The sequence below is a fragment of the Leifsonia sp. Leaf336 genome (genome assembly GCF_001423695.1).
Classification (GTDB): domain Bacteria; phylum Actinomycetota; class Actinomycetes; order Actinomycetales; family Microbacteriaceae; genus Leifsonia.
Genome location: NZ_LMOZ01000003.1, coordinates 642064 through 669063, shown reverse-complemented (window position 1 = coordinate 669063; position 27000 = coordinate 642064). Strand labels below are relative to the sequence as shown.

Annotated in this window: 29 protein-coding genes; 6 read left to right on the top strand and 23 right to left on the bottom strand. The window is 69.8% G+C overall.

The window, feature by feature from the left end; all coding sequences use genetic code 11:
- Nucleotide 1: 1 nt before the first annotated feature.
- From ASF88_RS18560 to fliO, 7 genes are all read right to left on the bottom strand, one after another.
- Nucleotides 2-793 carry a hypothetical protein gene (locus ASF88_RS18560; protein WP_055922328.1) on the bottom strand — a complete coding sequence of 264 codons (792 nt, stop codon included), beginning with the start codon at nt 791-793 and terminating at the stop codon, nt 2-4.
- Nucleotides 771-2819: a flagellar biosynthesis protein FlhA gene (locus ASF88_RS18555; protein ID WP_055922325.1), complete on the bottom strand. Its 2049-nt coding sequence runs from the start codon at nt 2817-2819 to the stop codon at nt 771-773. Before ASF88_RS18555 ends, ASF88_RS18560 begins: the two co-directional genes overlap by 23 nt.
- Nucleotides 2816-3961, bottom strand: a complete 1146-nt coding sequence (locus ASF88_RS18550) for an EscU/YscU/HrcU family type III secretion system export apparatus switch protein (RefSeq protein WP_055922322.1) — start codon at nt 3959-3961, stop codon at nt 2816-2818. The genes ASF88_RS18555 and ASF88_RS18550 overlap by 4 nt, the downstream gene beginning before the upstream one ends.
- On the bottom strand, nt 3958-4719 hold the full coding sequence (locus ASF88_RS18545) for a flagellar biosynthetic protein FliR (RefSeq protein ID WP_055922319.1): 762 nt from the start codon (nt 4717-4719) through the stop codon (nt 3958-3960). Before ASF88_RS18545 ends, ASF88_RS18550 begins: the two co-directional genes overlap by 4 nt.
- A complete protein-coding gene (locus ASF88_RS18540; protein WP_055922317.1) occupies nt 4719-4994 on the bottom strand; it encodes a flagellar biosynthetic protein FliQ in 276 nt (91 codons plus the stop codon). The genes ASF88_RS18545 and ASF88_RS18540 overlap by 1 nt, the downstream gene beginning before the upstream one ends.
- Nucleotides 4991-5800: a flagellar type III secretion system pore protein FliP gene (gene fliP / locus ASF88_RS18535; RefSeq protein ID WP_055923083.1), complete on the bottom strand. Its 810-nt coding sequence runs from the start codon at nt 5798-5800 to the stop codon at nt 4991-4993. Before fliP ends, ASF88_RS18540 begins: the two co-directional genes overlap by 4 nt.
- A gap of 71 nt (nt 5801-5871) precedes the next feature.
- A complete protein-coding gene (gene fliO, locus ASF88_RS18530; protein ID WP_055922314.1) occupies nt 5872-6399 on the bottom strand; it encodes a flagellar biosynthetic protein FliO in 528 nt (175 codons plus the stop codon).
- A gap of 59 nt (nt 6400-6458) precedes the next feature.
- Between fliO and ASF88_RS18525 the strand changes: the two genes are divergently transcribed.
- Nucleotides 6459-7208, top strand: a complete 750-nt coding sequence (locus ASF88_RS18525; RefSeq protein ID WP_055922310.1) for a formylglycine-generating enzyme family protein — start codon at nt 6459-6461, stop codon at nt 7206-7208.
- Nucleotides 7209-7224: 16 nt separating this feature from the next.
- Here ASF88_RS18525 and ASF88_RS18520 read toward each other — a convergent pair whose 3' ends face one another.
- Genes ASF88_RS18520 through ASF88_RS18500 form a run of 5 tightly spaced genes read right to left on the bottom strand, consistent with a single transcriptional unit; the run spans nt 7225 to nt 13880 of the window.
- The gene (locus tag ASF88_RS18520) at nt 7225-8214 is read right to left on the bottom strand and encodes a C-terminal binding protein (protein ID WP_055922307.1); all 990 of its coding nucleotides are present in this window, start codon (nt 8212-8214) and stop codon (nt 7225-7227) included.
- Nucleotides 8207-9178 (bottom strand): agmatinase, encoded by a 972-nt coding sequence (gene speB, locus ASF88_RS18515; protein ID WP_055922304.1) that lies wholly within the window; start codon nt 9176-9178, stop codon nt 8207-8209. The genes ASF88_RS18520 and speB overlap by 8 nt, the downstream gene beginning before the upstream one ends.
- 26 nt (nt 9179-9204) lie before the next feature.
- A complete protein-coding gene (locus ASF88_RS18510) occupies nt 9205-10812 on the bottom strand; it encodes a thiamine pyrophosphate-binding protein (RefSeq protein ID WP_055923081.1) in 1608 nt (535 codons plus the stop codon).
- 50 nt (nt 10813-10862) lie between these two features.
- The gene (locus tag ASF88_RS18505; RefSeq protein WP_055922301.1) at nt 10863-12527 is read right to left on the bottom strand and encodes an amidohydrolase; all 1665 of its coding nucleotides are present in this window, start codon (nt 12525-12527) and stop codon (nt 10863-10865) included.
- 3 nt (nt 12528-12530) lie between these two features.
- The gene (locus tag ASF88_RS18500; RefSeq protein ID WP_055922298.1) at nt 12531-13880 is read right to left on the bottom strand and encodes an MFS transporter; all 1350 of its coding nucleotides are present in this window, start codon (nt 13878-13880) and stop codon (nt 12531-12533) included.
- A 212-nt stretch (nt 13881-14092) separates the two neighbouring features.
- Between ASF88_RS18500 and ASF88_RS18495 the strand changes: the two genes are divergently transcribed.
- Entirely contained in the window at nt 14093-15031 is a 939-nt protein-coding gene (locus ASF88_RS18495) for an Lrp/AsnC family transcriptional regulator (RefSeq protein WP_055922295.1), read from the top strand.
- Nucleotides 15032-15047: 16 nt separating this feature from the next.
- Here ASF88_RS18495 and fliN read toward each other — a convergent pair whose 3' ends face one another.
- The 7 genes from fliN to ASF88_RS18460 form a co-directional block, all read right to left on the bottom strand.
- Nucleotides 15048-15764, bottom strand: a complete 717-nt coding sequence (gene fliN, locus ASF88_RS18490; RefSeq protein ID WP_055922293.1) for a flagellar motor switch protein FliN — start codon at nt 15762-15764, stop codon at nt 15048-15050.
- A gap of 5 nt (nt 15765-15769) precedes the next feature.
- Nucleotides 15770-16645: a flagellar motor switch protein FliM gene (locus ASF88_RS18485; protein WP_055922290.1), complete on the bottom strand. Its 876-nt coding sequence runs from the start codon at nt 16643-16645 to the stop codon at nt 15770-15772.
- Between the two features lie 49 nt (nt 16646-16694).
- Nucleotides 16695-17243 (bottom strand): hypothetical protein, encoded by a 549-nt coding sequence (locus ASF88_RS18480; protein ID WP_157498428.1) that lies wholly within the window; start codon nt 17241-17243, stop codon nt 16695-16697.
- 24 nt (nt 17244-17267) lie between these two features.
- The gene (locus ASF88_RS18475; protein ID WP_055922284.1) at nt 17268-17738 is read right to left on the bottom strand and encodes a hypothetical protein; all 471 of its coding nucleotides are present in this window, start codon (nt 17736-17738) and stop codon (nt 17268-17270) included.
- A gap of 172 nt (nt 17739-17910) precedes the next feature.
- The gene (locus tag ASF88_RS20545; RefSeq protein ID WP_157498427.1) at nt 17911-18381 is read right to left on the bottom strand and encodes a hypothetical protein; all 471 of its coding nucleotides are present in this window, start codon (nt 18379-18381) and stop codon (nt 17911-17913) included.
- Nucleotides 18382-18461: 80 nt separating this feature from the next.
- Nucleotides 18462-20543 carry an alpha/beta hydrolase gene (locus ASF88_RS18465; RefSeq protein WP_082519061.1) on the bottom strand — a complete coding sequence of 694 codons (2082 nt, stop codon included), beginning with the start codon at nt 20541-20543 and terminating at the stop codon, nt 18462-18464.
- Nucleotides 20494-20781, bottom strand: coding sequence for a hypothetical protein (locus tag ASF88_RS18460; RefSeq protein WP_157498426.1), 288 nt, complete (start codon nt 20779-20781; stop codon nt 20494-20496). Before ASF88_RS18460 ends, ASF88_RS18465 begins: the two co-directional genes overlap by 50 nt.
- Nucleotides 20782-20867: 86 nt before the next feature.
- Between ASF88_RS18460 and ASF88_RS18455 the strand changes: the two genes are divergently transcribed.
- The 4 genes from ASF88_RS18455 (at nt 20868) to ASF88_RS18440 (ending at nt 23936) form a co-directional block, all read left to right on the top strand.
- Nucleotides 20868-21917, top strand: a complete 1050-nt coding sequence (locus ASF88_RS18455) for a hypothetical protein (protein ID WP_157498425.1) — start codon at nt 20868-20870, stop codon at nt 21915-21917.
- Nucleotides 21918-22016: 99 nt separating this feature from the next.
- Complete coding sequence (locus ASF88_RS18450) at nt 22017-22298, top strand: flagellar FlbD family protein (protein WP_055922271.1); 282 nt, start codon at nt 22017-22019, stop codon at nt 22296-22298.
- Nucleotides 22299-22312: 14 nt separating this feature from the next.
- Entirely contained in the window at nt 22313-23119 is an 807-nt protein-coding gene (locus ASF88_RS18445) for a motility protein A (RefSeq protein WP_055922268.1), read from the top strand.
- Nucleotide 23120: 1 nt separating this feature from the next.
- A complete protein-coding gene (locus ASF88_RS18440; protein ID WP_055922265.1) occupies nt 23121-23936 on the top strand; it encodes an OmpA/MotB family protein in 816 nt (271 codons plus the stop codon).
- Nucleotides 23937-24016: 80 nt separating this feature from the next.
- Here ASF88_RS18440 and ASF88_RS18435 read toward each other — a convergent pair whose 3' ends face one another.
- The 4 genes from ASF88_RS18435 to ASF88_RS18420 all read right to left on the bottom strand — a co-directional run bounded on the left by ASF88_RS18435 (nt 24017) and on the right by ASF88_RS18420 (nt 26996).
- Nucleotides 24017-24766, bottom strand: a complete 750-nt coding sequence (locus ASF88_RS18435) for an ABC transporter permease (protein ID WP_055922262.1) — start codon at nt 24764-24766, stop codon at nt 24017-24019.
- Between the two features lie 24 nt (nt 24767-24790).
- The gene (locus ASF88_RS18430) at nt 24791-25243 is read right to left on the bottom strand and encodes a hypothetical protein (protein ID WP_200935325.1); all 453 of its coding nucleotides are present in this window, start codon (nt 25241-25243) and stop codon (nt 24791-24793) included.
- A 114-nt stretch (nt 25244-25357) separates the two neighbouring features.
- Nucleotides 25358-26533 carry a flagellar hook protein FlgE gene (locus tag ASF88_RS18425; RefSeq protein WP_055922256.1) on the bottom strand — a complete coding sequence of 392 codons (1176 nt, stop codon included), beginning with the start codon at nt 26531-26533 and terminating at the stop codon, nt 25358-25360.
- A 25-nt stretch (nt 26534-26558) separates the two neighbouring features.
- Nucleotides 26559-26996, bottom strand: coding sequence for a flagellar hook assembly protein FlgD (locus tag ASF88_RS18420; protein WP_055922254.1), 438 nt, complete (start codon nt 26994-26996; stop codon nt 26559-26561).
- Nucleotides 26997-27000 lie beyond the last annotated feature (4 nt).

The following is a 27000-nucleotide window of genomic DNA, read 5'->3' as shown; positions in this document are numbered from 1 at the left end:
GTCAGCGGGAGGTCGAAGTCGGCATGTCCTGCCAGCTGGTCGCGGCAGTGGAGGGCGGCCCGGGAGGGGCGTCCAGCCACAGCAGCGGGAGGCCGAGCGCGCCGACCGCCCAGGGTGTCGCGGTCAGCGCGGCGCCGTGGGCGGCGATTCCGTCGACGGCGAGAACGGCGTCCACGGCACGCACCCAGACGACGGTGTCGTCGAGCCTGCGGCTGACGTCGACGGCGACCCAGACCTGGTCGGGCTCGATGCCGGCGAGGGAGGCGGAGAGCGCCGGCACGGCATCCACCCGCGGCAGCTCGACCACGCCGACGATCGCGCACTCGCGACGCACGCCCTCGGCACGTGCGGCGAGCGCCTCGCGCCGGTCGGCGACCGCGAGCACGTCGGCGTCCGCCGAGGCCGCGAGGATCGTGGCCGCCGCCTGCGCGTCCGCGCCCAGACCGACGACCAGCGTCAGGTCGCCCTTGCCGCGGAGTCGGCCCGGCGCGGCCCGCTGCACCAGCACGCCCCCGGCGCTCGAACTTGGACGCTCGAGGGGCACGTCGTTGTCGCTTTCGGGGTCCGAAAGTGACAACCACGTGCCCTTCGGCGACGCGGGGCGGGTGGAGGTGGGGGTGCCGACGGAGGCGGTGGCGGGGGGAACGTCGGCGTCGACGGCGCGCACGAGGTCGTCGAGGATCGCCGCGAACGCCTGCGAGGAGGTCGACACCGCCGGCAGCACCTCGTCCTCGCGGTCGCCGAGGTCGCCGAGGTCGCCCCCGAGCCACTCAGGCCGCGATCGACTCCGCACCTCTCACCACCCCGACCGTCTCGATGGCCGCCTGCGCCGCGCCGACCTCCTGATAGCTCAGCACCGCGAGCCCGGAGAGCTGGCCCGCGACCAGGCGTCGGATGGCAGGCCGCAGCGCCGGCGCGCACACCAGCACCGCCGACACGTTGGCCTCGTCGAGCTGCGCCGCCGTCTGCCGCACCGAGGCGAGCACGGCCTCCAGGCGCAACGGGTCCATGACGATCTGCATGCCGCCCTCGCCCGGCCGGAGGCCCTCCAACATCGACTGCTCCAGCCCGGGGTCGATCATGATCACGCGCAGCGTCCCGCCGTCGATGTGCGGCGCGACCACCGCCGGCCCGAGCGCCGCGCGGGCGGCCTCGATCAGGCCCTCCGGGTCGTTCGACAGCTTGGCCCGCAGCGCCAGCGCCTCCAGGATGCGCGGGAGGTCGTTGATCGGCACCTGTTCGGCGAGCAGCCCCTGCAGCACGCGCTGCACCTCCGCCAACGACAGGAGGTTCGGCACCAGCTCCTCGACCGCGGGCGCGTTGACCTGCTTGACGGCCTCCGTGAGCTGGCGCACGTCCTCCCGGGTCAGCAGGCGGGCGGCGTTGGAGGTGATGATTGACGACAGGTGCGTGATCAGCACGGAGACCCGGTCGATCACCGTCGCCCCGCCCAGCTCGGCGCTGTGCCGCATCTCGGACGGCACCCACTTGGCCGGGAGGCCGAACACCGGCTCGACCGTCGGAGTGCCTGGGAGGCCGTCGAGCGCGTCGCCGAGGGCGAGTACGCGGCCGCCCGGCGCCTGGCCGCGGCCGGCCTCCACCCCGGCGATCTTGATCACGTACGTGGAGGGCGGCAGCTCGGCGCTGTCGCGCGTGCGCACCGGCGGCACGATCAAACCGAGCTCGAGCGCGATCTTGCGGCGCAGCGCCCGCACGCGGGCGAGCAGGTCGTCGGACGCGCCGCTCACGATGTCGACGAGGTCGGGCGCGAGGGTGATCTCGAGCGCGTGCACGCGCATCTGATCGATGAGGTCTTCCGTCGTCTCGGACTTGCCGGCGTTCTGCACGGCCGCCTGGGCAGCCTTCGCCTTCTTCTCGGCGGCCTGCGTGGTCTTGATCCGCTGGGCGGCGAGCACGAGCAGGCCGCCGACGAGCACGAACGGGATGGGCGGCATCCCCGGGATGAGCGCCATCACGATCGCCGCGCAGCCGGCGATGGTCAGCGCGTTGCGGGACTGGCCGAGCTGGCCGCTCGCGGTCGTGCCGATGTCGCTCTCCGCGTTGGATCGCGTGACGATCATGCCTGTGGAGACGGCCATCAGCAGCGCGGGGATCTGGGTGACGAGCCCGTCGCCGATCGTGAGCAGCGTGTACGAGTTGACTGCGTCGCCGATCTGCATGCCGCGCTGGATCATGCCGATCGCGATGCCGCCGACCACGTTGATGACGATGATGAGGATGCCGGCGATCGCGTCGCCCTTGACGAACTTGCTCGCGCCGTCCATGGCGCCGTAGAAGTCGGCCTCCGCCGAGACCTCCGCACGCCGGGCCCTGGCCTGCTCCTCGGTGATGAGGCCGGCGTTGAGGTCGGCGTCGATGGCCATCTGCTTGCCCGGCATGGCGTCGAGCGTGAAGCGGGCGCCGACCTCCGCGACGCGCTCGGCGCCCTTGGTGACGACGATGAACTGGATCACGATCAGGATCAGGAACACGACCGCGCCGATGATGATCGACCCGCCGACCGCCACGTGACCGAACGCCTGGATGACCTGGCCGGCGTAGCCGTCGCCGAGCACGAGCCGGGTGGAGGCCACGTTGAGCCCCAGCCGGAACAGCGTCGCGACCAGCAGGAGCGACGGGAACACCGAGAAGTCGAGCGGCTTCTTGACGAACATCGTCGTGAGCAGGATCACCAGCGCCAGCATGATGTTGACGATGATGAGGGTGTCGAGGAGCCAGGCGGGCACCGGCACCACGAGCAGCATGATGATGCCGACGACGCCGATCGGCACCGCGACCTTGCTCGCTGTGGACTTCATCGGAGACCTCCTGCGGGTGCGGGTGCGGGTGCGGGGGAACGTGCGGGAGCCGGCGCCGGGACGTGCGACGGGGTCTGCATGGTGTGGACGCCGGCGGCGGCGCCGCGCGCCTTGAGCGACATGACGAACGCCAGCACGCGCGCCACCGCGTTGTAGAGCTCGACCGGGATCTCGTCGCCGAGCCGGCAGGCGGCGTGCAGAGCGCGGGTGAGCGGGATGTCCTTGACTACCGGCACCCGCTCCTCCTCCGCCTTCTCGCGGATGCGCAGCGCGACCGCGCCCGCGCCCTTCGCGACGACACGCGGCGCCGACTTGCCCGGCTCGTAGACGATCGCGACGGCGTAGTGGGTCGGGTTCACGAGCACCACATCCGACTGGCCGATCGCCGCGATCATGCGGTTGCGGCTCATCGCCAGCTGGCGCGAGCGCCGCTGCGACCGGATCAGCGGATCGCCGTCCGAGTTCTTGTGCTCGTCGCGCACCTCGCGCTTGGTCATGCGGGTGTGCTTGCGGTTGCGGCGCATGACGACCAGCACGTCGAGGGCGGCGAGCACGAGCCCGGCGCCGACCGCCGCCTGCAGGAGGCCGGCCGCACCGCCTCCCGCCGCCGACAGCAGCGCGGCGATGGGCATCATCCCGGAGGTCAGCAGCACCGGCATCAGCCCCTGGACGACCAGGAACAGCCCGATGCCCACGACCGCCGACTTGAGCAGCGTCTTCGCGCCCTCCCAGAGCGCGCGCATCCCGAACACCCGGGCGACGCCGCTGACGATGTTGAACTGCTCGAACTTGGGCGACAGCCTCTTGAAGTGGATGCCGCCCTGCGCGGCCGCCGCACCGATGACCGCGATCGCGCCGACCGCCAGCAGCGGCCCGACGGTGGCCATGATGCTGCCGAGCCCGTCGCCCAGGGCGACGAGCGCCTTCGCCGGGTCGGGACTCTCGATGACCGACCGCACCGTGAAGAGCTGGTCGACCGCGGCATCGCTGCTCTTCTGAATCGTGAACGGCAGCATCACCGCCGCGGCGCCGACGCCGACCCACGCGGTCAGATCGGTGGACTTGGCGAGGCGCCCCTTGGAGCGAGCCTCCCTCATCCGCTTGTCCGTCGCCTGTTCGGTGCGTTCCTGCGCGTCGCTCACTTGGTCACCCCCAGCATGGTCTTCACGGCGGTGTCGGTCAGCGAGCCGACCACGCCGGGCAGAGCCACGAACACCACGGTCGAGAGCACGACGGTCAGCATGATCTTCAGCGGGAAGCCGAGCGCGAACGCGTTGAGCGCCGGCGCCACGCGGGTGAGGAGGCCGAGCGCCATGTCGGCCATGAAGAGCACGATGATGAGCGGCCCGGCGATCTGCAGCGCGGAGAGGAACATCTGGGTGACGCCGGACACCATGGCCTTCGCCGGATCGGCCAGGTCCATCCCAGCCGCCAGCGGCACCGCGTCGAAGGTGCGCACCAGGCCGCCGATGATGAGCTGGTAGCCCCCGGAGGCGAACAGCAGTGCGAGCGCGGTCAGCTGGAACATCCGGGTGAACTGCGCACCGTTGATCATGGCCTGCGGGTCGAACGCCTGCGCCAGCTGGAATCCGCCGAACAGGTCGATGAAGCTGCCGGCCGACTGGATGGCCGCGAACACCACGAAGACCAGGAAGCCGAGCGTCGCGCCCACGGCGAGCTCGCGCACCATGTCGAGCAGGAACGCGCCGAGGTCGCCGGAGTGGTACCCGGCGCCGACCCGCGGCGCGACGGCGACCGCGAGCCCGATGGCGAGCATCCCCTTCACCTGGGCGGGGAAGCCGTTGTACGAGAACGGCGGCGCGATCACCAGGAAGGCGACCATCCGCAGCGACGCCAGCGCGACCGCCTCGATGGCGGAGAGATCGATCGGGATGGACATCAGCCGCCCCCGAGCAGGTTCGGGATCTTCTCGAACAGCACGTGCGTGAAGGTGATCAGCTCCGAGATCATCCACTGACCGCAGATGATCAGGGCGATGGCGACCGCCGCCGCCTTCGGCACGAACGAGAGGGTGACCTCCTGGATCTGGGTGATCGACTGGATGAGCGAGATCGCGAAGCCCACCACCAGCGCGGTGACCACGATCGGCGCGGCGAGTTTGGCGGTGATCAGGAGGCCCTGCATCGCGACGTCCAGGACTGCGTTCGCGTTCATCCGCCACCCCGATAGCTCGTGATCAGGCTCGTGATGATGAGGCCCCAGCCGTCGACGAGCACGAACAGCAGGATCTTGAACGGCAGCGAGATCATCACCGGCGGAAGCATCATCATGCCCATCGACATCAGCGCGGCCGAGACGACCATGTCGATCACCAGGAACGGGACGAAGATGACGAAGCCGATGATGAACGCCGCGCGCAGCTCCGAGATCATGAAGGCCGGGATCAGCGTCAGCAGCGGCACGGACGCCGCCGAGTCCGGATTGGGCCGGCCCGCCGCGCGCGTCATCAGCGCGATGTCCTCCTCGCGCGTGTGCGACGACATGAAGTGCCGCAGCGGCGCCTCCGCCGCGTGCAGGGCCGCCGTGAAGTCGATGTGCCCGGCGAGGTAGGGCTGCACCGCCGTCGTGTTGATGTCGACCAGCACCGGGCTCATGATGAACAGGCTGAGGAAGAGGGACAGTCCCGCGAGCACCTGGTTCGGCGGGATGGACGGCAGGGCCAGCGCGTTCCGGGTGATCGCCAGCACGACGAAGATCTTGGTGAACGACGACATCATCAGCAGCAGGGCGGGCGCCACGGAGAGCACCGTGATGCCGACGAGCGTGAGAATGGCGGTGCTCGGCGTGCCGTTCGGGCCGTTGATGTCGAGGGTGATCCCCCCGGTGCCTCCCGGGCCGGTTGGACCGGACGGGGTCGGCACGGGCGTCGGCACCGCGTGCGCGGCCGTCGCCGAGAGGAGGACGAACGCGGCGGCGATGAGCGTCACCAGTACGCCCGCGACCGCCAGGCGCGGCAGCAGGTGGGAGGCCCGGCCGTGAGCGCGGCCGAGGGCGGCGCGGAAGGGTGCGCGCAGCTCGGCGCGCGTCGCCGTCACCTCTTCTGCCGCACCGCCGAACTCGCCTGGCGCCACGTCGCGGGTGACAGGATCGAGCCTTTGAGTGCCTCGTCGAAGAGCGAGGCGCGTCCCTGCGCCGTGAGGAAATCGGCATCCTGCCTGGTGTCCGTGGATCCGTGAGCCCTAGTTGCCGCTCCGGTTGCCGCTCCGGCCGTCGCGACGGCCGCACCGGCCACGTCGACGTCCTTCGCGAACGTCTTCCGCACCGGTACCAGAGGGGTCACCTCGGCGTCCACCTCCTGCGGACGGGCACCGGTGTGCAGCACGCTCACCTGTCGTTCGGTCACGCCGAGCACGAACCGGTTGCCGTCCACATCCACGACGACGACCGACGCCTTCGGCCCGACCCCTTGGCGCCCGACCACCGACACGGCGTTGCCGCGACGGGTGCGGCCGCCGCGTGCACCGCGCCCGCGCGTGAAGCGGCGCTGCACGAACCACAGCAGCCCGACGATCACGCCGAGGACGACGAGCACCCGGAGGGCGACGAACAGGGTCTCCACGGATCGCACTATCGGCCGCCCTCCCCTCCCCGTTAGGCGCGGTGTGGCAGGGTGGAGCCGTGGAGGGTGCGGAGATCGAGCTGGCGTACATCCCGCCCGGCAGCGTGCAGCTCCACGACGCCCGGCTGAAGCGCCGGTGGACGGTGGAACTCGAGTCGTTCGAGATCGGCCGGTTCGCCGTCACCGAGGAGCAGGTCGCCGAGCTGATCGGCGAGCCGGCTTCGCATCCGCGCCGGCCGGCGACCGGGATCAGCTGGCTGCGCGCCATCCGGTTCTGCAATGCGGCCTCCGAGTGGGAGGGCCTCGACCCGGCCTACTCGTTCGACGGCGAGGACGTGACCTGGCACGTGGACGCCGACGGCTATCGCCTGCCGACGGAGGCCGAGTGGGAGTACGCGTGCCGCGCCGGCTCCACCGGCCCGCACTACGGGCCGCTCGCCGAGGTCGCCTGGACCAGCGCCGACGGGCTCTCGGCGCCGCACGACGTGGGCGGGAGGCTGCCCAACCTCCACGGGCTGTTCGACACCCTCGGCAACGTGTGGGAGTGGTGCTGGGACTACCTCGACCCGGCGCGCTACGACGACTACCGGGTGTTCCGCGGAGGCGGCTACGCCGACGACGCCTGGAGCGTGCGGGCCTCCGTGCGCCGTGGCGGCTCACCACGGACGCAGCACGAGGACCTCGGCTTCCGGGTGGCGCGCGGCGGCTTCGACGCCGAGGGCGCGGCCCAGGGCTGGTCGGCGGAGGCCGACCGCGAACGCGCGGACCTGGTGTACCCCTTGCCGCCCGGGTGGACGCCGCGCCGCTGAGCCGCGCCCGTCGGCGTCAGGGCAGCCGGTTGACGGGAGACTCGGGAGCGCCCGTGACGAGCGCCGTGACGGCGTTCTGCGCCTGGATCCGGACGTACTCGATCTCGGTCCGGCGCGAGAAGTAGGCGATGTGCGGCGTGAGCACGACGTCGTCACGGCCGACCAGGGGATGCCGCTGCCCGGGAGGCTCTTCGTCGAGGACGTCCAGCGCCGCCCCGGACAGGTGTCCGGAGTCGAGCGCGGCGACGAGCGCCGCGTTGTCGATGAGCCCGCCGCGCGAGACGTTGAGGAGGATGGCCCCCTGCGGCAGCTCGGCGAGAAAGCCGGCGTCCACGAGGTGAGCGGTCTCCGCCGTCAGCGGCACGTGCAGCGAGAGGGCGTCGGAGTTCCTCCTGACCTCCTCGAGCGTCGTCCGCTCGATCCCCAGCGCGTCGAGGTCGGCGCGGACGGCGTCGTCGTCCGGCAGCATCGGGTCGTAGCCGAGTACCCGCCCGAACAGCGGGCCGGCCACGCGGGCGAACGCCCGCCCGATCTTGCCCAGCCCGACGATGCCCAGCGTCTGCTCGCTCAGCCGCGGCGGCGCGACGGCGGCGCGCTCGTTCCAGCGCTCCGGGGTCGCCGAGGCGGTGTAGAACGGCAGCTGCCGCGCGCTCGCCAGCAGCAGCGCGAGCGCGTGGGTCGCGACCTCCTCCGTCGCCGCGCCGGGGACGTTCGTCACCCAGACACCGCGTTCGGTCGCCGCGTCGATGTCCACATAGTCGAAGCCCATCGACATCAGCGCGATCACCTTCAACCGAGGCAGGGCCTCGATGACCTCGCGCGTGATCGCGGCGTAGCCGGGCAGAAGCGCGTCGGCCTCCTGCGCACCCGCGATGATCGCGGCGGGGTCGCGGGTGCCGAGCACGCGCACCTCGAAGCCGTGCGACTCGAGCAGGGCGATCCCCGGCGCCGGGTCGGTGTCCTCCACATCGGTGTAGACCGCGACCGGACGCCGCGCGTCACTCATCCGCGGCCTCCCGCACGATCACCTGCGCCATGGCGGTCATCAGCTCGTACGCCACGTGCGCTGCGGCGATGCCGGTGACCTGCGCGTGGTCGTAGGCGGGAGCGACCTCCACGACGTCGGCGCCGACGATGTTCAGGTCGGTGAGTCCGCGCAGCAGACGGAGCAGCTCGCGGCTGGTCAGGCCACCCGCCTCCGGCGTGCCGGTGCCGGGCGCGTGCGCCGGATCGAGCACGTCGATGTCGATCGAGATGTAGAGCGGCTTGTCGCCGACGCGGCGGCGGATGCGGTCGAGCGCTGCCGGGATGCCGTTCTCCTCGATGAACTCGCTCGACACGATCGAGAAGCCGAGGCGCTCGTCGTCCTCCAGGTCCTGCTTGCTGTAGAGCGGGCCGCGGGTCCCCACGTGCACGGAGGCCGTGCGGTCGAGGAAGCCTTCCTCCGACGCGCGACGGAACGGCGTGCCGTGCGTGATCGGCTCGTCGAAGTAGGTGTCCCAGGTGTCCAGGTGGGCGTCGAAGTGGAGCACGGCGACCGGGCCGTGCCGCTCGCTGACCGCTTTGAGGAGCGGGTACGCGATCGTGTGATCGCCGCCGATCGCGAGAATGCGCTGCGCGCGCTCGCCCAGCTCGGTCGCCGCTTCCGCGATCTGCCGCACCGCCTCGTCGATGTGGAACGGGTTCGCTGCGATGTCGCCGGCGTCGGCCACCTGCACGGCTTCCCAGCCCGAGAAGTCCTGCGCCGGGTTGTACGGACGCAGCAGGCGGCTGGCGGCGCGCACATGCTCCGGGCCGAAGCGGGCGCCCGGACGGAAGCTGACGCCGGTGTCGAACGGGATGCCGACCACGGCGAGGTCGACGGAGGGGACGTCCTCCAGTCGCGGCAGCCGGGCGAAGGTCGAGAGGCCGGCGTATCGCGGCGTCTTGGACGCGTCCGACGGGCCGATAGGGGAGGTGGCGGGGCTCATGGTGTTCCTCGTGTGGTTCGTGTCGATCAGTTCGAGAAGCCGGACTGCGGCAGGTGGATGAGTTGGAGGCCCCCGGCGGCGAGCGCGGCCGAGACCGCCTCCGCCAGTTCGCCGGTCGACCCGGCGCGACGTCCGGTGCCTCCGAACGCGTCGGCGAGGGCCGCCCAGTCCGGCTGGGCGAGATCCACGCCGACGGGCGCGATGCCCGCGTCCACCTCGTTCTGCTTGATCTCCGCGTAGCCGCCGTTGTCGACGACGATCACGGTGAGGTCGAGCCGCTGCTCGACCACGGTCATGAGCTCCTGCAGCGAGAACATCAAGGCGCCGTCACCGACCACGGCGACGACCGGGCGCTCCGGCGACGCGACGCGCGAGCCGATCGCCGCGGGCAGCCCGTAGCCGAGCGTGGCATAGGTGGCCATGTACGGCGTCGAGTTCGGCTTCGCGACCTGCAGCGTGTTGAGCAGCCCCCAGTAGGCGATCTGGGAGGAGTCGGAGGTCACGATCGCGTCGGCGGGGAGGGCGTCGGCGATGGCGCGGGCGATGGCCGTGTTGACGGCGGAGAGCTCCGCGCACTCGGCGGCCACGGCCTCCAGGGTCTCGGTCACGCGGGCGGTGGTGCGCGGGACGCCGTCGCCCAGCGCCTCCCGCACTGCGGCGAGCGCCGGTGCGGCGTCCGCGAGGATCCCGACCTCCACCGGCTGGTTCTTCGTCAGCTGCGCGTCGACCAGATCGATGCGGATGACATGCCCGCGGGCCTCCAGCCGCTCGACCCAGAGCTCGGCCTCGCCCAGCTTCGAGCCGACGACCAGCAGCACGTCGGCGTCGCGTGCCCGGTTGCGTGCGGCCGCCAGGCGCAGGTTGGAGCCGAGGGACAGCGGGTGGCGCTCGTCGAGGACGCCCTTGGCGTTCAGCGTCGTGACCACGGGCGCGCCCAGGCGCTCGGCGAGAGCACGGAGTTCGCGCGCTGCACCCCGGGAACCACCGCCCGCGAGGATGACCGGGTCGCTCGCGCCCGCGAGCAGGCGTGCGGCCTCCGCGATCGCTCCGGCGTCGGGCGCGGCCGGCGCCGACGGAGTACGCGGCGCGAGCGCCTCGTCCGAGACCTCGACCTCCTCCTCCAAGAGGTCGAGCGGCACCTCGATGTAGACCGGACGCGGGCGCCCGGTGGCGAACAGCTCGAATGCGTCGTGGACGGCCTGCACGGCCTCCTCGACCGACTGGACACGTCGCCCCCACTCCACGATCGCGGAAGCCGCGCCGAGCTGGTCCTTCGTCTCGTGGAGGGTGCCGACATCGGCGAACTCGCGCCCGCGGGCCGGCCCCGGCGCGAGGAGGATCATCGGCCGCGACTCGCAGTAGGCGGTCCCGGCCGCGGAGAGCGCGTTGAGCAGCCCGGGTCCGCTGGTCGTGATCACCACGCCCGGTCTGCCGGTCTGCAGCGACCAGCCGTCGGCCGCGTATCCGGCGCCCTGCTCGTGCCGGGTCGTGACGGGATGGACGCCGAGGGCGGCGAGCGGCCGGTAGAACTCGAGGTTGTGCGTGCCGGGGATGCCGAACACCGTGTCGACGCCGTAGTTGCGGAGCGTCTCGATGATCGCCCACCCGGTCGTCCGTGCAGCTCGTGTCTCCATGCCCGTGCGTCCTTCCTCGCCCACGTCGTCGATCGTGGCCTCCGTCACCGTCACGCCTCGTACCTCGCACTGCCGTCCACCCAGGTCGCGAGCACCGGGATCGCGGCGATCGTGTCCGCGTCGACCGTGAGCGGGTCGGCGCCCAGCACCACGAAGTCGGCACGCTTGCCCGCCTCGAGCGAGCCGAGCTCGTTCTCGCGGCCCAGCGAGATCGCGCCCTCCAGCGTGTGGCCGCGCAGAGCGGCCTCCGCGCTGATGCGCAGCGAGTCGGGGCCCAGTTTGTGGCCGCGGCGCGTCACGCGGGTCACAGCCGCCTGGATCGCCTCCAGCGGGCGCGGGTCGGCGACCGGCGCGTCGGAGGAGATCGTCACCGGGACGCCCGCGTCGAGGAACTCGCCGAGCGGGTTGAACCGGTCGCCCGGGGTCCCGATCGCCTGCTCGACGCCCTCTCCCCAGTTGTAGTAGTGCTGCGTCTGGTTCACCGGACGGATGCCGAGGCGGGCCATCCGCTCGATCTCCTCCGGCGCGGGGAGGCCGCAGTGCTCGATCCGGTGCCTGGCGTCGGCGTCCGGGTACTCGGTCAGGACCTGCTCGACGGCGTCCACGACCATCGCGATCGCGGTCGGCGACTGCGCGTGCGTCGCGGTCTGCAGGCCGGCGCGGTGCGCCTTGGCCACGAGACCGGCGTACTCCGCCGGCTCGTGGTAGAGCTGCCCGCGGCGGCACGGGTCGCCCACATACCCCTCCGGGAAGTAGGCGGTCCAGCCGCCGAGCGTGCCGTCGGCGTACAGCTTGATGCCCGCGACCGAGAGGAAGGCGTTGCCGAACGGTCCCGTGAGGCCGAGGTCGACCACCTGGTCGAGCAGGTGCGAGAGGAAGTACATCGATACCCGCACCGAGAGCTCGCCGCGATCGGCCATCGCGAGGTACGCCGCGAGCTCGCGCTTGGAGACCTGCGCGTCGCCGAGGGCCGTCACCCCCGCCGCGAGGAACTCGCGCTGGGCGATATCGAGCTGCCGCTGATGCTCCGCGGGCTCGTCGCCGAGGTGGAAGTTGGGGCCGTGGTGCCCGATCTTCACACCGTGGAGGCCGGTGAGCACGTTGCAGGCCGCGTCGGACAGCTCGCCCGTGAGCTCGCCGTCAGCGTCGCGGAAGAACTCGCCGCCCTCCGGGTTCGGGGTGTCGCGGGTGATGCCGTACTTGTCGAGCGTGAAGCTGTTGACCACTCCCCCGTGTCCCGAGGCGTTCATGATGTACACCTCGCGGTCGGTCGCGATCGCGTCCAGCTCCTCCTTGGTGGGGTGGCGTCGCTCGGCCAGGTTGCGCTGCTCGTACCCGTAGCCGCGCAGCGGAACGCCGGCGGGCAGCCGCTCGGCGCCCTCCCGCATGAGCTCGACGATCTCGGGGATCGTGCCCGCCTTCGCCGGGCTGATGTCCACCCAGGTGAGCAACTGCCCGAACATCAGGGGATGCGCGTGCGCGTCGATGAACCCGGGGACGATCGTGGCGCTGGGGAAGTCGGCGCGAACCGGCTCGACACCGTGCTCGCGAGCGGCGGCCTCCACAGCCTCGAGCGAGCCGATCGCGAGGATCGTGCCTCCCGCCGTGAGCATCGCCTCGGCACGCGGGGCACCGTCGTCGACGGTCAGGATGGTCTCCGCCGTCACGATGGTCGGCGCCGAGTCGCGCGCGTCGAAGGTGGCCAGGTGTCGCATGGGTCAGATCCTCGTCGTGTTGATGGCGGTGGTGTCCAGGCGCGGGTTGAAGGAGGCCGTGACCGGCGCCGAGTCGGAGTGCTGCGGGGCGAACCAGGTGCCGATGACGGCGATGAGCGCGAGCGCCCCGAAGAACCAGATCGCCGCCCAGAAGCTGCCGGTGACGGCGATGAGCGCCGTCGCGATCGCCGGGGACAGTCCGCCCCAGACGGCCGCGCCGATCCCGTACGACAGCGACATCGACGTGTAGCGCGCCTGCGGGCGGAACATCTGCGTCATCACGGTCGAGAGGGGCGCCCAGGCACCGCTGAGCGTGATGCGGATGACGCTCACGAACACGTAGATGAGGGCCACCTGGTGGTTCTGGATCACCAGCACGAGCGGGATCACGGCCAGGAACGAGAGCACGGAGCCCAGGATGATGACCCGCTTGCCTCCCCACTTGTCGCCGAGCAACGCCAGCGGGAGGGTGACCAGAGCCTCGATGAACGACGCGATCGTCATGGCGCCGAGGATGACGCCCGCGTCGAGCCCGACCTCCGGACTGGTCGCGAAGTTCTGCACGAAGACGGTCGCGATCACATAACCGCCGGACGACATCGCGATGATGCAGAAGCCCAGCAGGATCGGCAGCCAGTTGTTGCGCAGCGCGAAGAGGATCGGAGTCGACTGCGTGTGGCCCTCGATCTTCTCCTCGAAGACCGGGGTCTCCTCCACGCGGTAGCGCACCCAGATGCCCACGCCGATGAGGACGATGCTGAACAGGAACGGCACGCGCCAGCCCCACGTCATCAGCACGTCGTCGCCCGCGGCGGCGAGGATCCAGAACGCGCCGGAGGCCAGGAGCGCTCCGAGCGGGTTGCCCAGCTGTGTGAAGCCGCCGTAGAAGTTCTTGAACTTCGGCGGCGCGCTCTCGACCGACATGAGGCTCGCGCCGCCCCACTCGCCTCCCACGGCGAGGCCCTGGGCGATGCGCAGCACGATGAGGAGGATCGGGGCCGCGATGCCGATGGCGGCGTAGCCGGGGAGGCAGCCGACCAGCACGGTCGCGATGCCCATGATGAAGAGGGTCAGCGTGAGCGCGCGCTTGCGGCCGAGCTTGTCGCCGATGTGGCCGAAGATGATGCCGCCGAGCGGACGCATGAAGTAGGCGACCGCGTACGTGCCGAACGACGCCAGCGTGCCGAGCGCGTGGTCGACCTCGGGGAAGAACACCTGCGGGAAGACGATGGCCGCGGCCGTCGCGTAGACGTAGAAGTCGTACCACTCGATGGTCGTGCCGACCACGGAGGCGAGACCGGCCTTCAGGGCGCGACGATGGCCTCCGACGGGGTGGATGGCGGTAGCAGACACACACAGCTCCTTTGCTCGTATTTGTCGTGAAGTTCGTCGTGAAGTCTCATCCCGTCCGGTGGTGTACGCAAGCGCACATCGGCGTCGGAGAGGACGACAGACCATCGTAATGCGTTGTTATCGGATCAGATGAAGGGCGATCGACGGTTCGAGGCGGCCTCTTGCCGTCGATCTGCGGCTGAGGTCCGGCGAATCCGGGTATTCTCCGAGATATGCCGATCCGCCACGACAGAAGCAGCCAGGACCGCGACGCCGACGCGCTCGACAGCAGCCTGGTCCGCGCCCTGCAGGCCGACGGGCGCGCGAGCATCCACGAGCTGGCCCGCACCCTGGGCGTCTCCCGAGACCTCGTGTCGCGGCGGCTGGGCACGCTCATCGGCCACGAGGGGCTGCGCGTCGTCGCCGCACTCGACCCGGGCTTCGCCGGTCTCAACGTCCTCATCCACGGGCTCGTCGGCGTCGACGGACCGGCCCGACCGGTCGCCGAGCGCATCGCCGAGCTCGCCGACACGGTGTTCGTGTCGATGGTGAGCGGATCCTCCCCCGTGGTGTTCGAGTCCCGCCACGGCGACACCGGCGAGCTCCACGCGACACTGACCGCCATCCGCGGGATCCCGGGCGTACGGCAGCTGCGCGTGAGCACATACGACACGCTCTTGAAGGAGTTCATCACCGCGGCCTCCGTGCACGAAGCCCGGCTCGACCGCTTGGACCACGACCTCATCGCGGTGCTCCAGGAGGACGGCCGCGCCAGCTACCGCACCCTCGCCGATACGGTACGCCTCTCCCCGTCGTCTGTACGTGCCCGGGTGCGCCGGCTCCTCGATGCCGGCGTCATCCGGATCGCCGCGATCGACACGGGAGGCCTGTCACGCAACCGCGTCGCGGTCGGCGTCGGCATCGCGCTGCGCGGGCCCGCGGAGCCGGTGCACAGGTACCTCGTCGCCACGCCGGCGGTCGATCTCGCCGCGGACGCCCACGGCGCGTACGACGCCATCGCGACGATCGTCGGCAGCACGACGGGAGGCGTACTGGCGGTCATCGAGGAACTGCGCGCCCTGCCCGAGGTGGGGTCGCTCGAGACGTGGGCGCACCTCGACATCATCAAGGAGGACTACACGCGCACGCTCGGGCGGATCGTGCGGCCGTAGAGCGCCGCGCTCGACGTCAGTCGAGGTCTTCGGCCGCGTCCAGGATCTTCGTGATGCGCACGGCGTAGTCCTGGTCGACGACCACGATCTCGCCGTGCGCGATCAGGCGACCGTTGAGGAGCACGTCGGCGGGCGAGCCTGCCGACCGGTCGAGCTCGATCACCGCACCCGGCTCCATGGCGAGCACGTCGCGCACCGCCATGCGGGTGCGGCCGATCTCGACCGTCAGCGCCATCTCCACGTTGCTGATGCGTGCGAGCTTGCCCGCGATCGCACCGGACGCCGCGCGCTCCGGGACGCCGGCGCGCCCGCGCACCGCGAACCAGCCCGCCACTCCGGCCGCACCGCTCAACTCGAACACCGTCGTGGCGCTGTCGCCGAACAGCTCTTCGGCGTCCTCCACGCGCGCGTCGTCGAGGACGCCCGCGCCGAACGTGTCGCTCGCGGCCTCCAGGGCCGGCTGCAGCACGTCCTGCAGGGCGACGACGGGTGAGCCGTCCGCGCCCTCGTCGACGAGCGCCGGCGCCTCCAGCAGGACGACGCCGAGGTCGACGGAGGTCGCCCCCACGAAGGTCGCGACGACCGCGTTCGCCGTGCGGCCGGCGAAGCCGCCGGCGGTGTGCAGAAGGGCGGTCAGCGGGGCTCCGGTCGGCAGCACGCCGGCCAGGGCCTCCGCCGCGGCCTGGGCCTGGGCGAGGGAGAGAGTGGTGCCGGAGGCGAATGTCATGCTCATCGGGGTCAGTCCTCTGTCTTGACGACGACGCACGCGAGCCGGGATCCGCTGGATCCCAGTGCTGCGCCGGCCACGGGGTGTCCCCCCACGGCGAGATCGAACGGTCGGTGTTGCGGATGCGGGAGGGGCAGGAGGTCGCCGACCGCCAGGCCGAGCACGACGCTCGGCTTCACGACGGCCGGGGTCAGTCGCAGCGACACGTCGACGGGAACCCGCGAGAGCTGCGCGTCCACCAGTTCGCGCGCGTTCTCGGTGCTCGACGTCGGATTGGTCTCCCCGAGCTGCGGCAGCAGCACGGAGGCGGGCAGCGCGAGCGTCGCCGGCGCAGTGGACTCGCCCACCCGCAGCTCGAACCCCGCCACGATCATGAGCTCGGCGGTCGCCGCGGCTTGCGCGAACTGCGAGTTGTACTGGATGGCGTCCACGGTGATCGTGGTCGCGAGGATGCTCCCCAGCGAGTAGCGGAGGTCCTCGAGCGCGTCGTCCATGAGCTTGCGCACCAGGGCGTGCTCGATCTGCGTGAAGGTGCGCTCCTCGGCGACCGGGACCCCGGAGCCGCCGAGCATCGCATTCACCCACGACAGCGCAGCGACGGTCGGGAACTGGATGACGCCCTTCGGGGCGAGGCCTTCGAGCTCGCACAGCACCATGGCGGTCGTCGCCGGCAGGGAGGCCGCGTACTCGTCGTAAGTCTGCATCGCGACGGAGTCGCAGGTCACCTGGCTGAGCACGCGCACCTTCGCGGTGAGCTGGGTCGCCCACTGCCGCGCGAACGTCTCGAACGCCAGCTCGAGCACACGCGAGTGCTCGCGCGCGAGCGTGGTCGGCCGCCGGAAGTCGTACACCGGCAGCTCGGATGCGGGAGCCTGCAGGGTGGTCACGAGAGTGACTATCGGCACGCGAGCGTCTGCTGTTAGGGATCGAGGTGGGTCAGTCCCACTTGATGCACTCGCCGGAGGCCGAGATGCCCAGGATCTTCGTGTTCGCGGAGAAACTGACCGAAGCGCTGTGGGGAAGGTCGACGATGATGGAACGGTGACCCTCGGTGTCTTGAGCGGCGGGTCCGGTCTGACGGACCCGGTGGCCGAGGCCCTCCCAGTAGGCGCGCACCTTCGCGCTCAGGGCGTCAGGGTCGAACTCGGATGGCGGCTCGGCCAGTTGCCGCACGTTGACGTTGTACTGGCCCGTCGTGGCCTTGTTGTCGCACGAGAGCCACGACCACGCATCGCGTTGTTCCGCGTTGGTGGGATCGAAAGGGCGTTCGTGGGTGTCGAGGAAGGTGCCGACGACGAGTTGGGCAACGTCATTGACGCGCTGGAGGGTTTCGTCCAGGAGTTGGGTCTTCGATTTGGTCGACAGTCCGTCGTGCGGGGTTTTGATGCCGGGTTGAGGCATGGGTCCTCCCAGATAGACACACCCCGTGAGGCCGAGCGCGAAGGCAACGGCAAGGGTTGTGCGGACACTACGAGTGCGTTTCATGGTCAATGACCGCAACAACGCGGATCAGTCCCACTTGATGCACTCGCCGGAGGCGGAGATGCTGAGGATCTTCGTGCTCGCACTGAAGAACATGCCAGCGCTGTGAGGGAGGTCGACGATGATGGAGCGGTAGCGCGTATCGTCCTGCGCGGTGGGGCCGATCTGACGAACCGAGTACCCTTGGCCCTCCCAATTGGCACGCACCCTCGCGCTCAGGGCGTCAGGATCGAACACGGACGACGGATCGGCGTTCTGCCACACAGCGACGGAGTACTGGCCCGTCGTGGCCTTGTTATCGCACGGACCCCAATCCCATGCGGCTCGCTGTTCAGCGTCGGCAGGATTGAAAGCGCTGGGCGGGATTCCCGCGTCCAACCATTCGCCGCCGACGAGTTGAGCGACGTCATTGACGCGCTGGAGGGTTTCGTCCAGGAGTTGGGTCTTCGATTTGGTCGACAGTCCGTCGTGCGGTGTCTTGATGCCGGGTTGAGGCATGGGTCCTCCTAGATACACGCACCCCGTGAGGCCGAGCGCGAGGGCGACGGCAAGGGTTGTGCGGACACTACGAGTGCGTTTCATGTCGTCCCTGTCGAGCTAGTTCCACAGCCGACGTCGAAACCGCCCTCCTCACACCTGCACGGGAGAGAAAAGGCCGCGCCGACGCGGATTAGTCCCACTTGATGCACTCGCCAGAGGCGGAGATCTTGAGGATCTTCGTGCTGGCGGCGAAGCTGACCGATGCGCTGTGGGGAAGGTCGACGATGATGGAACGGTAACCCTCGCTATCTTGCGCTGCGGGTCCGAGCTGACGTACCCGGTGGCCGAGGCCCTCCCAGTGGGCACGCACCTTTTCGGTCAGGGCTTCAGGATCGAACTCGGTCGAGGGCTCGGCCAGTTGCCGCACGTAGACGTCGTACTGGCCTGTAGTGGCCTTGTTATCGCACGGACCCCAATCCCATGCGGCACGCTGTTCAGCGTCGGCGGGATCGAAAACGCTGGGCGGGATTCCCGCATCCAACCATTCGCCGCCGACGAGTTGGGCCACGTCATTGACGCGTTGCAGGGTTTCGTCAAGAAGCTGGGTTTTCGATTTAGTCGACAGCCCGTCGTACGGGGTGTTGACGCCAGGTTGAGGCATGGATCCTCCTAGATAGACACATCCCGTGAGAGTGAGGGCGACGGTAAGGGCGACGGCAGCGCGGAGGCGGCGGGCACGTCTCACTTTCTGCTCTCAGTTGTGGAGCTTGCGTCCCGCGGGGGCCGAAGGCTCGGAACGCTTCGCGTCCCGCCGTTGATCTTGCCATCGAGCCCAAGCGCTGCGGCGGCCGTGTTCCTGAGGGCTTCAGTGTCGTAGTTGAAGTAGCCATGGCCATCGCTGGCATGCAGGTCGAACAGCCCACGATCGTCGCCGTTCCCGAGAGCGTCGTGCCCGTCCGTGGGTTCAAGGCGCTGAGCGGCATCCCCTTCCGACGAGAATACCCGGGCGCCGTACCGGTCATCACACGGATCCACCCGGCCCGAGGCCGCCCGCCCGACGTCAGCAATGCCATCCTGCGAGGACTGACTGGCATACACGTGCTCCATCCCGCCCTCGACCTTCAGATCCCTCCCACTGTCGAATCCGCCCTCCACTCCAGCCGACGCAAGGAAGACGACCGACTGCACCTCGTGGGTCAGATCGGTGATGGCGTTGCTGGCAACCGTGGTGCCGTACGAGTGCCCAACCACCGCGGTATAGGGATATGCATTGCCACCCAGGATGCTGTCCGCTGCCCACTGCCCGTCCAGTTCGGCGGCCAAACGGCGCCCGCCTGCTCTCGCCTTGTCGCCCTGCAGCACGCCGGGATCCGGGAACTGATTCACTGGCGGCTCGTAGCCGATCCACGCCACGACCATGTGCGGGAGACCATCCAGACCGTCCTGCTCGCGGTAAAGGAAGAGGCCGGCGAACGTCCAGTCTTTGAGGCGGCCGTCTTCGCCGAGCCCGCTGTCCATGCCGGGGACCATCCAGGTGACCTTCCCCGATTTCTCCGCGCTCGTCTCCCCGATCGCGACAGCAGCTAGGGGAGGCTCGTGACGGAGGTTGTACGAGAGCAGTCCGCGCGGCGGCCTCTTGGAGTTCGCCATCGTCTCGTAGTCGTCCGCGGTGCCATCCCGCAGCTTCTCCACCCCGAGCGCCGCGAGGATGTCTTTCAGCGTCTTCCCCCTCGCGGAGTCCGGGCTGATCGTCGGGTCGCTCAGGTCGCGCGCGAGCTGGATGGTGTTCGCGTGGATGCGGGTGTCGGCGTCGAGCCCGGGCAGGTTGCCGATGACCTCCGGAACGAAGTCACACCAGTGTTCGCGGGCCTCGGGCGTCAGCTTCTTCCACCACGCCGCCACCTTCTCCGGCGGAGGCGGGTTGTCCCAGAACTTCTGCGCCAGCTTCGGGTCGGCGGCCAGAAGCGCTGCCAGCGTCTCCGGCTTGAGCAGAGCCAGCATGTCGAACAACGCGGAGGCGGTGTCGGCGGACGGAGGGAGCTGAGCGAACTCGCTGACCGTGGCGACGAAGTCGTCCAACTGGGAGGGCGCCAGGGCGGTCATCCCTCCGTGGAGGGTTGCGTGCAGTGCGCGGACGAGGACGCCCTCTTCGGTCTCGTACTGCTCCTTGGCCGTGCGCGCCTGACGCTTGGCCTGCTCCAGCCGCTCCTGCGCGTCGTGGAGCTGCGTTCGCGCGGCTCGAAGCTCATCGTCGGCGGCCTCGGCCTTTCGCCGCGCTGCCGCGACCTCCGCAGTAGTCGGCACCGTGATCCCCGGAGGCGGCGGTGTGGTCGCGTACTGTCGCTGGGTCTTCTGGAGCTGGGCCAGCGCCCCGAGTATGCCGGCGTGTTCGGCGTTCAGCAGCCCGAGGGTGGCTTCGGCCCTCTCGATGTCCTCCAGGGCTTGCCCGGCTTGGTCCAGAGCCGCATCGGCGGCGTTCTGCTGACCCCACATCGCCACGGCCCACTTCAACGTCGCCTCGCGCGCCTCCAGGAAGCGCGCAGAAGCGTCCCGGCACGCCCGACTCACCGTCCGCAGGCGCTCCCCGAATGCGTCGGCCGCGTACCCGGACCAGTGCGGCTCGCCGACCTGCTCGAGCACGTCGTCCAGCCGGTCGGCTCGCCACCACATCCACTCGGCGGTCGTGTCGAACTCCCTGCCCTGCAGATCTGCCGTCTCGGGATCTCCGGGCGTCGGGTCGCCCTCGAGACCGACTGGAGACCAATCCGTCGTGTCAGAACGCACGAGAGGCGCCGAGCGAGAAGCCCTGAGCACTGTCGGCATCACGGCGCTCGTACACGTCGGCCGCGGACACCAGCGCCTCCCGCAACGACGCGACGCTCTCCGTCACAGCACGCAGCGCGGGCGTCCAGTACCCGTCGAATTCGCCGAACGCACCGATCGCACGAACGGCGCCGAGACTGCCCTCCGCCGGGGAGCCCGGCGGTTCGGCGTTCACCCCTCCCAAGCGCTGGGCGCTCCGTCGGAGCTGATCAGTGTCGACCTGGACCTTGTGACTCACTGTGCCGCCTCTCTCGTGTAACGGAGCGTGCAAGACAGCATAAGATAGAAATATTGCATGCATATTCCGCCCGTTACACTGCAGGCATGGAGTCCCCGAAACGCCGCGGCGAACGCGAGAGCCTGATAGCGCTGGCCGCGAGCACAGCACGACTCGTCGAACTCCTGGAGAGCCGAGAGGCCAGGTTGGACGAGAGCAGTGCCCGGTCGGCCGACGCGCGGGTCCGAGCGAGCCGCGCGACCGACAGCGCTCGCCCCGTCGCGGCGGAATATCTGCGCGCACTCGCCGACGGCGACACGATGACAGCGAACAGACTCGGCCGGATCAACGCCGACCTCGCCGCCAACGAGTTCCTCCGCCACGAGGTGTACTCGAGCGCCGACCACCTCACCGACCCGTACATCCTCTCGGGTGAGCTCGTCGCCCGCGACGGATCGGACAACGAGGTGCGATTCCAGGTGACGTACGATCTCGCAGGCGAGACGATCCGAGACGCCATCACCCTTCTCCAGAGCGGTGGCGACTGGTGGGTCTCCGATGGGCTCACCTATCGGTTGCCACGGATCGACGCATTCACCTCGTTCGCCGCCGAGAGCCGGTTCTCGCTCCGGGGTGCGAGGATTCCGGTCGATCGTCACGGGTACGCGGGGTCGTCGGTGTACGCCGGCGTCTACACACTGGCACCGCCGAATGCGTTCTACGACATCCACGGCGAGGTCACCGTCGTGATCAACCGCGACAGCCCGATCGTGGACGAGGGCGCCTTCACCATGGTCCCGAACGAGGGTTACGTCTCGCAGGTGCAGCACGCCGTCGACCAGGCGTTCTCGGAGGCCACGAACCACGGAACCCTTGAAGCCCTCCGGGAGGCCGGGATGCGCAACGAATTCGCTCGGTCGACCCTGCTCCCTTCGGAGGCGGTCGTCGTATCCATGACTGTGCTGGATGTGCCCACCGTCTCGGTGCGGCCTCGGGAGCGCCGCCCCTTCGCCGTCTCGGAAGGCCGGGCGCTGGTGGCCACCGGCGGTCTGAACGGCCGCGGCGAGCCTGTCACGGAGAGCGTCATGGGCACCTTCCGCTATGACCTCGAGACGACGATCGTCGGCGACGAAGTCATCGTCCGTATCGCGAGCTAGCATTAGCGTCGCCCGCCCGGTCCCCCTAACGACCGACCGGAGACCGCCGATAGTGCCCCTGTGACGGCTCACCCGGAGCCGAGACCAGGATTCGCAGCCATGATCGTCGTCACCCGATTGAACGACAGCCAGTTTGCGGTCAACCCCGACCTCATCGAGCGCATCCACGCGAGCCCTGACACGACCCTCGTGATGGTGGACGGCGCCAAGTTCATCGTCACCGAGTCGATGGCGGAGGTCATCGAGAAGATCGCGGCCTACCGCGCCAGGGTGATCGCGCTCGCGCACGACCTCCCGGCCTCCGGCCCCCGCCCCGTCCCCGCGCCTGTTCCCGACCAGGCGACCGCCCCCGCGGTTCCGTTGCGGGCCAGGAAGAAGTAACGAGGAGACACACCATGGATCCGGCAACGATCATCGGGATCGTGATTGCCTTCGCCTCCGTCGTGGCGATGGTCACGATCGAGGGCGCCCACCTGACGTCGTTGGTGCTGCCCGCGCCGATGATCCTGGTGTTCGGCGCGACCATCTCCGTCGGCATCGCCTCCGGCACGCTGAAGGACTTCTTCACCGCGGTGAAGGCGCTTCCCCGCGCGTTCCGCGGCAAGATCGAGCCGCCGTCGAAGGTCATCGACCAGGTCGTCGGACTCGCCGAGAAGGCCCGCGCCAACGGCCTCCTCGCCATGGAGCAGGAGGCCGACGGCGTCGACGACCCGTTCCTCAAGCGCGCGCTGCAGAACATCGCCGACGGCACCGACGGCGATGAGCTGCGGATCCTGCTGGAGGACGAGATCGCGACGCGCTCGAAGTCCGACCGCGTCGCCGCGAAGTTCTTCTCCACCATGGGCGGCTACGCCCCCACCATCGGCATCATCGGCACGGTCGTGTCGCTCACCCACGTTCTCGAGAACCTCTCCAAGCCGGCCGAGCTCGGCCCGATGATCGCCAGCGCCTTCGTGGCGACGCTGTGGGGTCTGCTCTCCGCCAACTTCCTCTGGCTGCCGATCGGCAACCGCCTGCGCCGGCTGTCCGACCTCGACGTCGACCGCATGACACTGCTGATGGAGGGCGTGCTCGCCGTGCAGGCGGGCAGCCAGCCGCGCCTCCTCGGCGAGCGCCTGCGCGCGATGGTTCCCGGCGGCGAGGCCGCCAAGCCCGCCAAGGGTCCGAAGGCCGTTCCCGCGCCGGAGAAGGAAGCCGCCTGACGTGGCCGCCCGTCGACGCAAGCACGAGCCGGAGGAGGAGCACGAGAACGAAGAGCGCTGGATGGCCTCCTACATGGACATGGTCACCGTGCTCATGTGCATGTTCATCGTGCTGTTCGCCATGTCGACGGTGGACGCCAAGAAGTTCGAGCAGCTCAAGAACTCTCTCGCGACCGGCTTCGGGCAGGTGAAGACCGAGAAGGTCGACACCGCGACGGGCGTCGTGGTGCCTCCCAGTCACGTCAAGGACAACGGCAGCACGACCGACTTCACGCTCGCGAAGCAGGAGGCGCAGAACCTCGAGAAGCTGAAGGACCGCATCCAGGCGAGTCTGACCCGCGACGGTCTCCAGGACGCCGTACAGATGAAGATCGACGCGCGCGGCCTCACGATCGGCCTCGTGGGCAGCTCGACCTTCTTCGACTCGAACAAGGCCGACCTGAGCGCCACCGCCGTCAAGGTGCTCGACGACATCGGTCCGGTGCTGGCGCCGGAGCAGTACCAGGTCTCGATCGAAGGGCACGCGGACTTCCGCCAGCCGGGTGCGCCCTACCCGACGAACTGGGAGCTGTCGGCCGGCCGCGCGACGAGCGTGCTGCGACGGCTGGTGGAGGCCGACGGCTTCCCCGCCGAGCGTATTGCGGCCGTCTCGTACGGCTCGGCACGCCCGCTGGCGAACACGGCGGCGAACACCGATCAGGACCTCGCCCTCAATCGCCGCGTCGATGTCGTGGTGCTCTCGAACCAGCCCGAACGCATCCGCGCGCTCATCCCGCAGGCCCTGCAGGCGACGACCGCGCCGGCGGCCGCCGGCTGACGTCACGCCGGCATGCCGACATTCGTGACGAATCGCCACTTTCGTGGCACGAATCGCGACATTCGTGACGAACCGTCGCGCTAGCGCAATCGTGCCGGCCGCACCCGCACCGGCGCCAGCCAGGTCGCGACGATGACCGCCGTGATCGACCCCGCACACATGATCGCCGCGAGCACGACGACCTGGAAGCGGCCGGCCTCCAGTGGTGAGACCCCGCCGAAGATGGCGCCGACGAAGGCGCCGGGAAGCGTCACGAGCCCGGTGGTCTTCGTCTGGTCCACCGAAGGGATGAGCGCGGCATAGACCGCCCCGCGGGCCTGCTCGAGCGTGGACTGCCGCGGGGTCGCGCCCAACGCCAGCCAGCCCTCCACCTCGTCCCAGTGGTCGTCGACAGCCTCGGTGAACCGGCGGCCGGCGAGGGTGGCGATGCTCATCGAGTTGCCGATGACGATGCCGCCGATGGCGAGCGCGTAGCGCGCGGTGAAGTCGATCGCCCCCGTCGTGAAGACGATGGTGAACGTCACGACCACGCCCGCCGCCATGCCGACGGCCATCATCGTCCCGTGGTCGAGCGACCAGCCGATCCGGTGCGTCGCCGTGGCAGCCGCCACACTGAACATGACCAGGAGCGCCAACGCCACCCACACCGGACTCGTGATGACCCCGGACAGCACGACGCTGATCACCGCGAGCTGGGCGGCTCCGCGCAGGATGGCGAGAAGCGGAGCCCACCGGTGCGGAGCCCGGTACGCGCTGAGCACCGCCGTCGCCAGCAGCGCGAGGAGGGCGACCCCCAGCAGGGTGGGCGCGAGCTCGCGGACGATGGGCACGCAGCGAGCCTACGCGGGACGCGATCAGGTCAGCGAGCTCGCTGCCGTGTCGCCGGCGCGGGCGGCCGTGACCGCGAGCACCTGGTGGGCGTCCGAGTAGATGATCCTCCCGGGCCTCAGCGTGGAGACGCGCTCCCAGTCGATCAAGTGTCGCTCCAGGATGCGCAGGTAACCGGGGATGCGCTCGAGCAGGTCGGAGGCAGCCTCCGCGAACCAACTGACGGCGAGCGGGTGGTCGCGGAACAGGCCGGGATCGACGGTGCTCGGGTCGATCAGATGTGCAGTGAACCAGTCGTTCGAGGAGCGCCGGAACCGCTCCTCTGCCGCTGAGAGGCGACCCGCGCTCGCCAGGCCGTTGACGAGGGCGAAGACTCCGGGCTGAATGCCCCTGCGGTTGGCGGTCGTGGCCCGGAAGCGCACGAATCGAACCCGGGCGGCGTCTCCATGCTCACTCCGCTCGCTACCGACCCGATGCATGAGCGCCCCTTCCTCCGTGAGGCTTCAGTATGGCAACGCGGTCCAGAACAGACGGAGGGGCTCCCGCCGTTTCGGGAGCCCCTCCGTTGTGGAGCCGGCGGCAGGTGCCGCGCGTCAGCGCTTGAGGTTGGTGAGCTCCTGGAGTACCTCGTCGGAGGTGGTGATGATGCGGGCGTTGGCCTGGAAGCCGCGCTGAGCGACGATCAGGTTGGTGAACTCCTGCGAGAGGTCGACGTTCGACATCTCCAGCGAGCCGCTCTGCAGGGTGCCGAGTCCCGCTTCGCCGGGGCCGCCCAGTTCGGCGGCGCCGGAGTTGACGGTGGCGCGGTAGGTCGAGCCGCCGGCCTTCTCGAGGCCGCCCGGGTTGACGAAGGTGGCGAGCGCGATCCGGCCGACCGCCTGCTTGTCGCCGTTCGAGAACAGGCCGATGATCGTGCCGTCCTTCGAGAGCGAGAACGACTGCAGTGTGCCGGAGGCGGCGCCGTTCTGGTTCTTGAACGCCACGGTCGTGATCCCGGCGTAGCCGGTGACAGTGGAGAGGTCGACGGTGACACCGCCGACGGCGAGGCTTCCGCCGGCCGTGAGCTTGCCCGTCGCGTCGAACGTGAGCGCGCCGTTGGCCGTCGCGCCGTTCGCGTCTGCGCCCGCAACGTCCCAGCCTGCCGCCGTCTTGGTGAAGGTCAGCGTGAGCTTGCGGGAGGTGCCGGTGCCGTCGTAGACGTCGACGTCGCGCACCAGCTGGTCGCCGAGCACAGCGTCGGAGGGCAGGTTGCCGTTGATCGTGCCCGCCGTCGTGGCCGTCGCCGGGGTGACCGCGTTGAGCGGGATGGTCACGTCGCCGAGCGCGCCGCCCTGCTGGATCACGCCGTTGACCGCGTTCCAGCCCTGCAGGATCGCGCCGCCCGGACCGACCAGACGGCCGAGGGCGTCGGGGTCGAACGAGCCGGCGCGCGTGTAGACGGTCTCGCCTCCGACCTTGGTGACGAAGAAGCCGTCGCCGTTGATCATCATGTCGGTGGGGCGGCCCGTCGCCTGGGCGGCGCCCTGGGTGAAGTTGGTGGAGATGCCGGCCACGAGCACGCCGAGGCCGATCTGGGCCGGGTTGGTGCCGCCGTTCTGGGCTCCCGGGCCCGTGGCGCCCTGCACCAGCTGCGAGAGCGTGTCCTGGAACTGCACGGCCGACCCCTTGAAGGCGGTGGTGTTGACGTTGGCGATGTTGTTGCCGGTGACGTCGAGCATGGTCTGGTGCGAGCGGAGCCCGGAGATTCCGGAGTAGAGGGAGCGGAGCATGATGCTGCCTTTCTGCGAGAAGTCGTCAGGCGGTCGCGGTCGGAGTGACCACGCCGAGGATGGAGTCGAGGTTGATCTGCTGGTCGCCGACGGTGACCACCGGTACGGCGGCGGCGTACGAGACGGAGGACGCCGTGCCTGTCTTCGTGTCGCCGTTCTTGTCGAGATAGCTGACGGTGTGCCCGATCAGCGCCGCAGCGGAGGTGCGCATCTGAAGCGCGAAGCTCTCCTGGTTGGTGGAGTCCATGCTGGTGAGCTTCTCCATCATGGCCAGCTGCGTCGTCTGTGAGATCATCTGGTTGGTGTCCATGGGCGAGCTCGGGTCCTGGTTGCGCAGCTGCGTGACGAGCAGCTGCATGAAGGCCTCGCTGTCGAGCGACTGCTTCGGCGTGCGCGTCGGCGTCGTGGTGTAGATGCCGCCGTTGGAGGCGGGGTCGGTTCCGGTGATGGGGTCGACGGCCACAGGG

Coding starts and splice junctions, on each gene's coding strand:
- ASF88_RS18555 (WP_055922325.1), bottom strand. CDS start 2,819: ATGAAGTCCACAGCGAGCAAGGTCGCGGTGCCGATCGGCGTCGTCGGC.
- fliN (WP_055922293.1), bottom strand. CDS start 15,764: ATGAGCATGACATTCGCCTCCGGCACCACTCTCTCCCTCGCCCAGGCC.
- ASF88_RS18430 (WP_200935325.1), bottom strand. CDS start 25,243: ATGCATCGGGTCGGTAGCGAGCGGAGTGAGCATGGAGACGCCGCCCGG.
- ASF88_RS18520 (WP_055922307.1), bottom strand. CDS start 8,214: ATGAGTGACGCGCGGCGTCCGGTCGCGGTCTACACCGATGTGGAGGAC.
- ASF88_RS18510 (WP_055923081.1), bottom strand. CDS start 10,812: ATGGAGACACGAGCTGCACGGACGACCGGGTGGGCGATCATCGAGACG.
- ASF88_RS20545 (WP_157498427.1), bottom strand. CDS start 18,381: ATGCCTCAACCTGGCGTCAACACCCCGTACGACGGGCTGTCGACTAAA.
- ASF88_RS18480 (WP_157498428.1), bottom strand. CDS start 17,243: ATGAAACGCACTCGTAGTGTCCGCACAACCCTTGCCGTTGCCTTCGCG.
- ASF88_RS18450 (WP_055922271.1), top strand. CDS start 22,017: ATGATCGTCGTCACCCGATTGAACGACAGCCAGTTTGCGGTCAACCCC.
- ASF88_RS18475 (WP_055922284.1), bottom strand. CDS start 17,738: ATGCCTCAACCCGGCATCAAGACACCGCACGACGGACTGTCGACCAAA.
- ASF88_RS18455 (WP_157498425.1), top strand. CDS start 20,868: ATGGAGTCCCCGAAACGCCGCGGCGAACGCGAGAGCCTGATAGCGCTG.
- ASF88_RS18545 (WP_055922319.1), bottom strand. CDS start 4,719: ATGTCCATCCCGATCGATCTCTCCGCCATCGAGGCGGTCGCGCTGGCG.
- ASF88_RS18445 (WP_055922268.1), top strand. CDS start 22,313: ATGGATCCGGCAACGATCATCGGGATCGTGATTGCCTTCGCCTCCGTC.
- ASF88_RS18540 (WP_055922317.1), bottom strand. CDS start 4,994: ATGAACGCGAACGCAGTCCTGGACGTCGCGATGCAGGGCCTCCTGATC.
- ASF88_RS18495 (WP_055922295.1), top strand. CDS start 14,093: ATGCCGATCCGCCACGACAGAAGCAGCCAGGACCGCGACGCCGACGCG.
- ASF88_RS18505 (WP_055922301.1), bottom strand. CDS start 12,527: ATGCGACACCTGGCCACCTTCGACGCGCGCGACTCGGCGCCGACCATC.
- ASF88_RS18465 (WP_082519061.1), bottom strand. CDS start 20,543: ATGCCGACAGTGCTCAGGGCTTCTCGCTCGGCGCCTCTCGTGCGTTCT.
- ASF88_RS18425 (WP_055922256.1), bottom strand. CDS start 26,533: ATGCTCCGCTCCCTCTACTCCGGAATCTCCGGGCTCCGCTCGCACCAG.
- speB (WP_055922304.1), bottom strand. CDS start 9,178: ATGAGCCCCGCCACCTCCCCTATCGGCCCGTCGGACGCGTCCAAGACG.